The following is a 12402-nucleotide window of genomic DNA, read 5'->3' as shown; positions in this document are numbered from 1 at the left end:
GCAATGAAAAAAAATCTGTTGCTTTTTGTTCTGTTAGCATTTGTATTGGGTTTCAGTCAGGAAGAGCCCCGGCGTCCCGATCAAATGGCCATGGTAGAAAATACCGAAAAAATTCTCTCCTTTCATTCTGATATTGATGTCGATAAAAGTTCCGGTCTTACGATAAAGGAAGATATCAAAGTTCATAGTCTGGGAGATCAGATTAAACGAGGGATCTATCGGGCATTGCCGCTTTCCAGAAATCTGAATAACAAAAATCAGAAAGTTAAGTATACCATCCTCTCCATTAAAAAAAACGGAGTAGAAGAAGATTATCATGACGTTATAGAAGATGGCTTTTTAAAAATATATGTTGGAAATAAAGACATTATACTGAATCCGGGAGATTATGAATATGAGATCAGGTATAAAACAGAGAACCAGATCGGTTTTTTTGATAAATATGATGAGGTTTACTGGAATGTAAACGGAACCTATTGGGATTTTGATATTGATTTTGTCTCTGCTAAAATTAATCTTCCGGAGGGCGCTAAAATACTTCAGAACTCCTGTTATACAGGAGCGTATGGCAGCAGTTCGCAGAACTGTACTGTAAAGGTTTTGTCTGATCGTTCGATAGAATGGACCGCGGCAGATCTTAAGTCTAATGAAGGGCTTACTGTGGCCGTAGGATTTAATAAAGGAGTGATGATTCCTCCTCCGCCACCCACTTTCTTTGAAAAGTTTGGAATTTTAATTGGTGGGTTTATCGTTTTTATCGGATTGATCTTCTATTATTACTCAACATGGAGAAAATATGGCGTGGATCCTGAAAAACCAATAGTTTATCCGCAGTTTAATGTTCCCGAAAATCTTTCTCCTGCTTCTTTAGGGTATTTGAGAAATGAGAATTTCAAAAATAAATATCTGACGGCAGCTATTGTCAATCTGGCCATAAAAGGATATGTTCAGATCATTGAAGGAGAAGATTCCGGAATTCTTGGTCTTTTCAGTTCAAAAATATTTACCCTTAAAAAATTGAAAGAAGCAGATGAGTCTTTACCAAAAGAAGAAATTAATCTCATGAATACGCTTTTTTCAGATAACATCGATACTGTAAAGTTTGATGGGAAATATGATTCCAGAATTGAAAGAGTGGTTACGAATTTTAAGGAAACGCTGAAATTCCAACATGATAAATTTCTCAATGAAGGAAATAACACAGGAAAATTAGTATTGCCTACTTTACTTATTACAATAGTGTATATGCTTGGTTTATATATAAGTTATACTATTTATCCGGAAGCGGAAAAGGTTGTCATCGGAATTGCGGTGTATGTTATACTTTTTGTGGCATTTATTTTAGTTGCATTTTTATTTAAAAGCCTTTCCTGGAAATTTCTCATTCCAATTCCATTTTGCATACTATTTGGAATAGGTAGCTTAATCAGTAACGGTCATGAAATAACTGAAAGCAGTAATTTCAATATCTGTTATATTTTCATTGCCCTGGCATTTACTTCACTGATGATCTATCAATATCTGATCAAAAGGCCGTCAGAAGAGAAATTACAGAAAAAATCACTGATTGAAGGTTTCAAAATGTATATGGGAGCAGCGGAAAATGAACAGTTGAAATTCCATAATCCACCACAATTGACACCGCAGGTTTTTGAAACTCTTCTGCCCTTTGCTATGGTTTTGGGAGTAGATGAAATCTGGGGTGAAAAATTTGATACCTTGTTGAAAAATATGGCTAACGGAACAGAATATGTTCATAGCTGGTATATTGGAAATTCTATAAATCATTATAGCTTTGGAAATACATTGAACTCGAGCCTTACCAAATCTATACAATCTGCATCTACACAACCTTCCAGTTCCGGAAGCGGATCTGGCGGTGGAGGTTTCTCCGGCGGCGGCGGAGGTGGCGGTGGAGGCGGCGGCTGGTAAACCAGGCCTTATAAAAAGAAAAAGCGTTCAGGGGTCCTGAACGCTTTTATATTGTAAACAAATGTTTTTTTATATTCTTTCGATATCCGCTCCAATTGCTTTCAGTCTTCCGTCGATATTTTCGTATCCTCTGTCAATCTGTTCAATATTGTGGATAATAGATTTTCCCTCGGCAGATAAAGCTGCAATAAGAAGAGCATTTCCGGCTCTGATATCCGGGGAAACCATGGTTGTCCCACGAAGAGGAGCCTCCTGGTTAAGGCCAATTACGGTCGCTCTGTGTGGATCACATAGAATAATCTGCGCTCCCATATCAATTAACTTATCTACAAAAAACAATCTTGATTCAAACATTTTCTGATGAACCAGAATGCTTCCTTTCGCCTGTGTAGCAACTACCAGGATAATAGAAAGAAGGTCAGGAGTGAATCCCGGCCATGGAGCATCCGAAATAGTAAGGATAGATCCATCAATGAATTTCTGAATTTTATAATTTTCCTGAGCAGGAATATAAATGTCATCATTGCTTTGTTCAAGCTGGATTCCCAATTTTCTGAAGGTATTAGGGATTACTCCCAGCTGATTCCAGTTTACATTTTTTATAGTAAGCTCGGATTTTGTCATTGCAGCAAGACCAATCCATGAACCTATTTCTACCATGTCGGGAAGCATCGTATGTTCCGTACCTCGCAGATGGGTAACTCCTTCAATCGTTAATAGGTTTGAACCTATTCCGGAAATATTAGCTCCCATTCTGTTCAGCATCTTACAAAGTTGCTGAAGATAAGGTTCACAAGCTGCATTGTAAATTCTTGTTTTTCCTTTCGCCAATACTGCTGCCATAACAATGTTTGCAGTACCGGTTACTGAAGCCTCCTCCAGTAAGATGAATTTCCCGTTGAGCTCCTTAGCTTTTAAAGAGTAAAAATATTCTTCTTCGTCATAGTGAAATTCGGCACCTAATTCTACTAACCCCTGGAAATGAGTGTCCAGTCGTCGTCGTCCGATTTTGTCTCCACCCGGAGGTGGCATATAAGCTTCACCATATCTGGCCAGCATAGGGCCCATAAGCATAATAGAACCGCGTAATTTAGCACCGTCCTTTTTGAATTCGCTGGATTTTACATAGTCGAAATTAACGTGATCAGCCTTAAAAGTGTAATTTCCAGGCCCGTTTTTAGTGATTTTTACACCAAAATCGCCCAGAATTTCAATTAACCTGTTTACGTCGTGAATGTCAGGAATGTTTTTAATGGTTACCTCCTCATCAGTTAGTAAAACTGCACATAAAATTTGTAAAGCTTCATTTTTTGCCCCTTGTGGAGTAATTTCACCTTGCAGTCTTTTTCCTCCTCTTATTTGAAACGTTCCACTCATTTACTTTCTGTTTTTATGGTTGTTATTGTTATGTCTTCTTTTGTTGGTTTGATTTTTATTATTGCTGTTGCGATTACTATTGTTATTGTTGTTGCCTCGGTTGTTGGTATTGTAATAGATTTTACTTTTCTCCAGGGATTCTATACCTGTAAGGTCCAGTCTGTTTTCCGAAAGCTCTTTCAAATGACGGAAAATCACATCATCAGTAACATGCTCTTTATTATAAACATTATAGGATTTCTTCATGTTGTTGGCAATCACTTCAATAAGAGCTTCTTTTTCATCTCCGGCCTCAAGCTCTATAGCCTTTTCAATTAATTGAAGAATACTTTTTCCGTAAAATTTAAAATCACCCTGAAGTTTCGGGTATTCCATTCTCTTTGGCTTTTCTTCAAGCTGTTCTTTCGTCGGAAAAGGATAAGGAGAATCTACATCAAGATCATGATTGGCTAAAATGTAAAGATGATCCCAAAGTTTATGTTTATAATTTTCTTCGTCGCGAAGTTGTGGGTTTCTTTGTCCCATAAAATCGATGATTGCCATTGCCATTTCATTTCTCTCCTCTTTAGAAGGGAGTTCTTTGCAACGCTCAACCAACTGTTGTATAATTCTGCCGTATTCCGGCATATTAAGTTGCGTTTTTTGGGTGTTATATTCCATAATATGCAAATATATGGATTAAAAGAAAAATTGTGCCGATAATCTTAAAAGTTTATGATTTTTTAATGAAAATTTATGATACTATTTTAGAGCATATTTTTGAGTCTAAGTAAATTTATTCACGTTAAATGGAATTTATTTTAATAAAAGTGTAATTTAGTTATTATATTAATAATTAAAAAACGGACTATGAAAAAAACATCTTTCTTATTTTCATTAATGGCTTTGGGAATCATGAATTCCTGTGAAACCAATGATGAAGGAGTCGGGAACACTTCGGGGGAACAAGAAGTTCATTCCAAAATAGTACAGGTCACTCGTCATGATGGAAGGCCGTTCAGTACTGGAAAAGAGTCAGTAAATGGTAAATTTGTTGCAGGTCCGGGAGGAAGTGTTCTGATGCAGGGTTTCTACTGGGATGTTCCGGATGGCGGAAACTGGTGGAATACAGTAAAAGATAAACTTACCGGTTGGTCCAATGCAGGAATCGGGGCAGTTTGGTTACCTCCCGCATCCAAAGCGCAGAACGGAGCTTATTCAATGGGATATGATCCTACCGACTATTACGATTTTGGAAACTTTAATCAAAACGGAAGTGTGGAAACCCGTTTTGGTTCGAGAGCTGAGCTGGAAGCATTGATCACCAAAGCACACTCAGAAAATATGCAGGTCTATGCGGATATTGTGATCAACCATAACAGTGGAGGGCAGTCGGAAGCAAATCCTTATACTGGAACCAATACATGGACGAATTTTTCAGGAATAGCTTCAGGAAAATTTACCAGAAACTACAATGATTTTTATAAAAATGCCTACGGAAATAACGACGAAGGCTCTTTCGGCGGTTTTCCGGATTTATGCCATGCTAATCCCCATGTGCAGGACTGGCTTTGGGGAAGAGACGATTCCGTTGGTAAATACTATAAGAATGTAATGAAGTTCGACGGTTGGAGATTTGATTATGTAAAAGGTTTTGGTGCGTGGGTGGTTAATAATTGGAATGCAAAGGTAGGTGGCTTTTCGGTAGGAGAATTATGGGATTCCAATGTTAATACACTGGAATCATGGGCAAATAATGCAAACAGTTCTGTATTTGATTTTGCGGCCTATTATAAAATGGATGAAGCATTTGATAACGGAAATCTCAATGTTTTGAATGATGATATGATGTGGAAAAGAAATCCATATAAAGCCGTTACTTTTGTCGCCAACCATGATACTGATATTATTTATAATAAGATGCCAGCATATGCTTATATCCTGACTCATGAAGGGTATCCTACCATATTTTACAGGGATTACGAGGAGTGGCTTAATAAAGAAAGATTAAATAATCTCATCTGGATTCATAACAATAAAGCAACAGGGACAACCTCTATTCTCTACACAGATAATGATGAATATATTGCGAGACGTAACGGGTATAATGGTAATCCTGGCCTGGTGGTGTATATTAACACTTCATCAAGCTGGCAGGAAAGATGGGTAGACACCAATTGGAGCAATCAGCAGATCAAGGATTTTACAGGAGCATCAACCTGGTATCCTACAACACAGGCTGATAAGAGAGTGAAAATTCAATGTCCTCCTAATAGTTATTCTGTTTGGTCATTAAATCAATAATTGTAGAACAGAATCGTAAACTTAGTTAATAAATTCCGGAGAGATTTTGTTATGTTGAATAACGAAGTGAAGTTAGAATTTTAGAATTTCGATACGAAAATCAGAATATGTAATATTACTTAATGGCAGGTATTGTGAAATCATATCATGATACTTGCCATTTCTAATTCAGGAATTTAAACTTCTATAAACTTTCTTTTCTGATTTTGATCAGGCAGATAGCATTTTTGAGCAGCAAGTTTCATTCTGTTTCTTGAAATCAAATCATATACCTTATCACTTAAGAAAGTCGGTATGATTTTTCCGGCCGCAATAAGTTGGTATACGCCACCCAGGAGTTGAGCAATCTGAAGAACAGCTCTAGATTTTACCAGATAATACTGATTAGGTTTCCAAAGATACATCGTATTGAAAACAGTAGTCTCCAATCCTCTTTCTGATAAGAACTTCTGGCCGAAATCCGATTGTAAAGAAGCAAAAAGGAATTTGTTTTTTTTGTCGCGTTCCAGGATCCACTGTACCCAGAAATTACAAACTCCACAATCTCCGTCAAAGAAGACAATATATTTATCCTGCCAATTTTCCTGCATAACACTTTTTTTAAAATACCATCGACCGTTCCGTTTCTGCTTTTACTTTTTTAAAATATTGTATAAGCTGCTTTCTCTGTTCAGGGGTTAATTTTGCGTCCTGATGACCGACAATATAGGATTCCAGAGGCATTTCCTCTTTCTCAATCATTTCAATACATTCCTGCAATTTGTGTGCCTGTCTTTCAGGTTCATACATTGCAAAGGTAGAGAAATTTAAATTCTTTCTGCCTTCATCAATATGATTTTTGAGAAACCACGATGAAGGAGCAATGCTTGAGTACCATGGATACTTCGTTTCGTTGGAGTGACAGTCGTAGCACGATGTACGGATGAGTTTGGCGACCTCAGGTTGTGTTTTTTTTATTTTTAAAAAATCCATACCCGGATTCAGCGGTGGATTGGTCTTGTCAATAGGAAAAAACTGAATGATAATAAAAGCTACCAGAAGGATGATCAATATTTTTTTCATGCTTTTGAATTTTAGTGTTTATATGTTTAAATGTAATCTTTTTTTCCTTATTATGAAGGATAGAATCATTCTAAATAGGAGGCCTGTGTTTTGATTTTGCTTCATTTTCAATTAAATATAGCTAACTTATTGCAATAAATAAGACAAGGGCTGTAGAAGTTTTATTATAGTTTTTAACTATCGTAAAAATTTTATCAATAGATCGTATTTATTGAATGGGTTGTTGTAAGTTTGTCTTGTTCAGATCAGATAAACGGTATTAATCAATATTAAAATTTAAACGACAATGGAAAAAGATTCAAATGACATCAGTAAATGTCCGTTTCATAATGGAACAATGAAACAAAATGTAGCTGGTGGCGGAACTCAAAATCAACAATGGTGGCCTAATCAGTTAAGAGTTGATATTTTACGTCAGCATTCCTCTTTATCCGATCCAATGGATAAAGATTTTAATTATGCTGAAGCATTTAAAAGCCTGGATCTTGAAGCTGTAAAAAGAGATCTTCATGCATTAATGACGGATTCACAGGATTGGTGGCCTGCAGACTTCGGACACTATGGTCCTTTGTTTATCCGTATGGCATGGCATAGTGCCGGAACTTATCGTGTGGGAGACGGAAGAGGAGGAGCCGGAGCAGGTCAGCAGCGTTTTGCACCATTGAATAGCTGGCCGGATAACGTAAGTCTGGATAAAGCAAGAAGGTTACTTTGGCCTATAAAACAAAAATATGGTAAAAATATATCATGGGCGGATCTTTTGATTCTCACCGGTAATATTGCGTTAGAGTCCATGGGTTTTAAAACGTTTGGATATGCAGGAGGCCGTGAAGATGTCTGGGAACCGGATATGGATGTGTACTGGGGCTCCGAAACAACATGGCTGGGAGGTGATCTCCGATATGCACATGGTTCTGAGGGGGTGGTGGAAAATCATGCTGTGTTACCAACAGATGATGACGCGGATGGAAAAGTACATTCCAGAAATCTTGAAAAGCCTTTAGCAGCAGTACAAATGGGACTTATCTATGTAAATCCTGAAGGTCCGGATGGAAATCCAGACCCAATCCTTGCAGCTAAAGATATTCGTGATACATTCGGGCGTATGGCGATGAATGATGAAGAGACTGTGGCCCTTATTGCAGGAGGACATACCTTCGGTAAAACACATGGTGCAGGACCGGCCGACCATGTAGATAAAGAACCTGAAGGAGCAGGTATTGAATTGCAAGGGCTCGGATGGGCGAGCAGTTATAAATCCGGAAAAGGAGCAGATGCGATCAGCAGCGGGCTGGAAGTAACCTGGACAGAAACTCCTACCCAATGGAGTAATTACTTCTTCAAAAATCTTTTTGAAAATGAATGGGAACTTACCAAGAGCCCTGCAGGAGCTCATCAATGGGTAGCGAAAGATGGAGCTGAGATCATTCCTGATGCATTCGATTCTTCTAAAAAACATAAACCGACCATGCTTACAACGGACCTTTCCCTGAGATTTGATCCGGTTTACGAAAAGATATCAAGACATTTTTACGAGAATCCTGATGCTTTGGCTGAAGCGTTTGCAAAAGCATGGTTCAAACTTACGCACAGAGATATGGGGCCAAGAGCCCGCTATCTTGGACCGGATGTGCCGGATGAAGTACTGATCTGGCAGGATCCTATCCCTGCGGTAAATCATGCCTTAATAGATGGTTCTGATATTGAAACTTTGAAAGGGAAAATATTTGATTCGGGGTTAAGTTCTCAGGAACTGATCACAACTGCATGGGGTTCGGCTTCGACTTTCAGAGGAAGTGATAAGCGGGGAGGAGCAAACGGAGCAAGAATTCGCTTAGCTCCTCAAAAAGATTGGGAAGTGAATAATCCTGTGCAATTACAAAAGATTCTGAATGTGCTGGAAAATATTCAGGCAGAATTCAATGCTTCACAAACTTCCGGTAAGAAAGTTTCTTTAGCAGATCTTATTGTTTTAGGAGGAACAGCAGCTGTAGAAAAAGCAGCAAGAGCTGCAGGGCACGATATTTCGGTTTCCTTCACGCCTGGCCGTATGGATGCTTCTCAGGAACAGACGGATATTGAATCGATGGGATATCTGGAGCCGGCAGCAGATGGTTTCCGTAATTATTTAAAAAGGAAATATACGGTTTCTACTGAAGCCCTATTAATTGATAAAGCGCAATTGCTGACCCTTACTGCTCCCGAACTTACAGTATTAATCGGTGGAATGAGAGCATTAGATGCTAATTTTGACGGCTCTAAAAACGGGGTGTTTACAGATCGTCCTGGAGTTCTTACCAATGATTTCTTTGTCAATCTGCTTGATATGGGAACTCAATGGAAAGCAGCCTCTGGTGACAATGAATTATACCTGGGAACTGATCGTAAAAGCGGACAGCCAAAGTGGACAGCTACCCGTGCTGATCTCGTATTTGGATCCAATTCAGAATTAAGAGCAATTGCTGAAGTATATGCAAGTGCTGATGCACAAGAAAAATTTGTAAAAGATTTTGCTGCAGCATGGACAAAGGTGATGAATTTGGACCGCTTTGATATAGCTTAATTTTATAGTTGTATTAAATATATAATAACGAGCCATCCTGATAAGGGTGGCTTTTTTACTGGGGCTCAGATATTTTGCGTTTATAATAAATTAAGTATAGTTAGCTTTCGACTTATGAGGATATGCTAAACCGCCATAAATAAAGGCTTTTCAGCCAAATGATATTTATCAGTTTGGGATCAATGGTATGTAATTTGTTTCTTAATTTTTATTTATTCTAATTTAAAACAAAATAATGTTTAAACTTATTCCATTTTTAGTGTTTACACCTTTAGTGATCTGTGGAACATTAACGCTAGTAGTTAAAAACACTATTAAAAGAAATGTTGATCATCTGCAAGATCAACCGTTGGATGATTATAGTAATGCTCGTGGGCATCCGAGAAATCCATAGAAGAATCAATATAAAAGGTGTAAGCTTTTTGTTAAATCCAATTTGTAAAGTCATGAAAATCATGATTCATTTTTTAATTCAATTTATAATATTATGATCAAAAAGATATTTGTTTTCTCATTACTATCTTTTTTTACCTCTCTTTTTAGTCAATATTCAATTTCTGAAATAAACAAAGATGCTTATCTTAAAGATTTTGATATTGCTACTGCTATTCTTTTAAATCAGCACCCTAATCCTTATAGATTTCATAGCAAAGAAGCTATTGCAAAGAAGCTGGATTCCCTTCGGAAAGTAATTGAAAAAGATCCCAGCTATATTAATTTTAATATTAATAATCCTGGAAGGGTATTAGGTGACGGACATATTTCTTTTATTCCAGATTCTAATTATCATGAAGACTACCTTAATTCTACTTATTTTTTTCCACTAATTACTTATGTTAACAACGGAAATGTTTATGTAAATGCAGATAATAAATACAACATTGAGGTTGGGAGTAAGCTTTTGGAAATTAACAACAGAAGTGTTGCGGATATTTTAAAACAAATTCCTGAACAAGCAGATGGAAATATTAAAGTAGAAGACTTGGATATATCCATGTATGTTTCATTTATTAATGAAAATAAAGATCATACTTTTACGATCAAATATCAGACACTTAACGGAGAACAGAAAAAAGCTAGTCTGGAAGGCATTACATTTACACGATTTAATTACGAATCCCGGCATGCTGTTTTACCAATTGATGTGAGTTCCGAAATCTATGGAATCTTTGGGTATGAAATTAGTCCTGATACATTTTATTTATCTGTAAGATCATTCTCTTATGATGAAAGTTTTTTTTACGAGAAGCTGAAGAAATATTTTCAGAAAATTAAAAATAAAAAATACAAAAATCTTGTTGTAGACATCCGTAACAACTCTGGTGGTTCTGTTACCAATATTCCACTTTTGTACTCATTTATGTCAAAAGAAAAGATCTTTACAAACTCTTATAAATACGGGAGTAAAGTCATTGATATCAATTATAGTGATTACCTGATAGATCCCCAAACTGACCGATATTACTCTGAGAAAGACATCAGGGATTCTAATAATTTTATGAGACAACGATTTGATAAATCTGAAAAGGGAGATTATTATTTTGGGAATAACAGGTTGGATGATACCTATATCAAAAACTATCCAAGAGATGGACTGTTTTTCGATGGAAAAGTTATTCTCCTCATTAACAACCGTACATTTTCAGCGGCTACTTACTTTGCTTCTCTGTTTAAAAAGGAAAAACGAGGCGAAATCGTTGGAAAGGAAACGGGTTCTTGTAGTAATTTTACGACGGCAGCCTGGTTTCTTACTTATAAATTACCGAATACTAAAATGACCATATCTATTCCGCGTACAGAAATCTTTTTCAATAATAATGAAAATGATAATATTCCCAATTGCACAGGTGTAATTCCGGACTATAAGATTGATAATAATTTCTTTTTAAAAGTGTTAAAAGAACGAAAAGATCCTGAGTTGCAATATTCGTTACAATTACTTTCTCGTAAATCATAAAGTAAAGTTGACGTTTGTACTTTATAAAATTAATCCGTGGAATAAGCTGTTCCACGGATTAATTTTAATAATGAGGTTTCTGTTATTTTTATCTAAAACGTTTTGATTCAAAAATATTGATCGCTACAGAATTGATATTCCCTCCAGATAATCTGGCATATATTGCTCCGTTTTGATAAAAAAAGACCAAGCTGGTATTATTGGCTCCAAAGTTAAAAGTTGCATCAGCTGTATAAGAAGATATACTGGTATCACCATTATCAGATGTTGAACTCGTTACCGGATAGCGAGTTGATGTAGAACCGGAAGCGGAACTGAAATTAGATACTGAAAATCCGGAATTAACTCCGAAATTTATCGTTGCCAGAATATTTGATCCTGTACCAGCCGGACCTAATACCAAACCTGAATAAACTTTGAATGTTACAACACCTTTAGCTGTGATGTCTATAATTTTTATTCCGTCAGAATTATTAGGCACTGTGTAGTTGCCATCAAAACTTAAAGCAGTAGGAGAAGAAGGATCATAGGCTTTTACAATATGTCCATTTGCATCAATGTATAGTGGGGCTAACTTATTATAGTTTACACCAGGTCTAACTTTTCCATCCGACTGGTTTTCGGTGGAAGGAGGGTTAATGAGCCTGAGATTAGATCGTGAGCTTTCGCCATACAGATTGAGTAATGCATCATTTACAGCATCAGGTGTCTGATTATCTGGTTTTCCTATGTAGGTCCTGTTATCACCGTAGACTTCTAAATTATTGGAATCTGATACTTTCCCGTTTTGTACATAAAATGTTTTGTCGGTTGAGGCTGTATTTTGAGATTTTACATGTAAGGTCGCATCAGGAACTTGTGTATTAATCCCTACCTGTGCAAAATAGAATGCTGGTAATAAACAAATACTTAAGGTAATGTTTCTTTTCATAACGTAAATTTTAAATTATCAATGTGTTTGTTAGATCTGTTTATGTTGGATATGCTGAAAATTTAAGGAGAGTTTAAAGTTGCTTATCTTAAATAAGTTATAATGTATGAATATAACAATGAATTTTTCTTACAGAAGGAAAAAACATGCCAAAATAATAATAAAATTAAATTTTTAATTTTTCTGATATAAAAGCTAAATTATGATATTTGGTATTTGCTTTTTTTTAAAATATTTTTTCAACTTTCTAAAAAAATTAAATGGATGGTATTTTTGTATTTATTAGTGATATAGAAA

At 36.3% G+C, this 12402-nt stretch carries 9 protein-coding genes; 4 read left to right on the top strand and 5 right to left on the bottom strand.

The annotated features are described in order from the left end of the window. Positions 1 to 3: 3 nt before the first annotated feature. A complete protein-coding gene (locus tag AC0INN_RS16090) occupies positions 4 to 1932 on the top strand; it encodes a DUF2207 domain-containing protein (RefSeq protein ID WP_306614052.1) in 1929 nt (642 codons plus the stop codon). 69 nt (positions 1933 to 2001) lie between these two features. Here AC0INN_RS16090 and murA read toward each other — a convergent pair whose 3' ends face one another. Further along, positions 2002 to 3309, bottom strand: coding sequence for a UDP-N-acetylglucosamine 1-carboxyvinyltransferase (gene murA, locus AC0INN_RS16085; protein WP_306614050.1), 1308 nt, complete (start codon positions 3307 to 3309; stop codon positions 2002 to 2004). Beyond that, complete coding sequence (locus AC0INN_RS16080) at positions 3310 to 3969, bottom strand: DUF4290 domain-containing protein (RefSeq protein WP_172280255.1); 660 nt, start codon at positions 3967 to 3969, stop codon at positions 3310 to 3312. It abuts the gene before it with no gap. 189 nt (positions 3970 to 4158) lie between these two features. On the opposite strand from AC0INN_RS16080, the gene AC0INN_RS16075 reads away from it, so the two are divergent. Then, positions 4159 to 5592, top strand: a complete 1434-nt coding sequence (locus AC0INN_RS16075) for an alpha-amylase (RefSeq protein WP_273649267.1) — start codon at positions 4159 to 4161, stop codon at positions 5590 to 5592. A 176-nt stretch (positions 5593 to 5768) separates the two neighbouring features. Here the strand turns inward: AC0INN_RS16075 and AC0INN_RS16070 are convergent, their stop codons facing one another. Next, positions 5769 to 6182 carry a thiol-disulfide oxidoreductase DCC family protein gene (locus AC0INN_RS16070; protein ID WP_273649265.1) on the bottom strand — a complete coding sequence of 138 codons (414 nt, stop codon included), beginning with the start codon at positions 6180 to 6182 and terminating at the stop codon, positions 5769 to 5771. A gap of 10 nt (positions 6183 to 6192) precedes the next feature. Further along, entirely contained in the window at positions 6193 to 6654 is a 462-nt protein-coding gene (locus tag AC0INN_RS16065; RefSeq protein ID WP_273649263.1) for a heme-binding domain-containing protein, read from the bottom strand. 286 nt (positions 6655 to 6940) lie between these two features. Here AC0INN_RS16065 and katG point away from each other — a divergent pair, with 286 nt between their 5' ends. Together katG and AC0INN_RS16055 are read left to right on the top strand one after the other, a co-directional pair. After that, the gene (katG, locus tag AC0INN_RS16060; protein WP_306614046.1) at positions 6941 to 9217 is read left to right on the top strand and encodes a catalase/peroxidase HPI; all 2277 of its coding nucleotides are present in this window, start codon (positions 6941 to 6943) and stop codon (positions 9215 to 9217) included. Between the two features lie 487 nt (positions 9218 to 9704). Then, positions 9705 to 11174: a S41 family peptidase gene (locus tag AC0INN_RS16055; RefSeq protein WP_306614044.1), complete on the top strand. Its 1470-nt coding sequence runs from the start codon at positions 9705 to 9707 to the stop codon at positions 11172 to 11174. Between the two features lie 88 nt (positions 11175 to 11262). Here the strand turns inward: AC0INN_RS16055 and AC0INN_RS16050 are convergent, their stop codons facing one another. Next, positions 11263 to 12105, bottom strand: a complete 843-nt coding sequence (locus AC0INN_RS16050; protein WP_306614042.1) for a hypothetical protein — start codon at positions 12103 to 12105, stop codon at positions 11263 to 11265. Positions 12106 to 12402 lie beyond the last annotated feature (297 nt).

The sequence above is a fragment of the Chryseobacterium subflavum genome (genome assembly GCF_055762745.1).
Note: the sequence above shows the minus strand (reverse complement) of the source record. Positions and strands in the feature narration are given on the sequence as shown.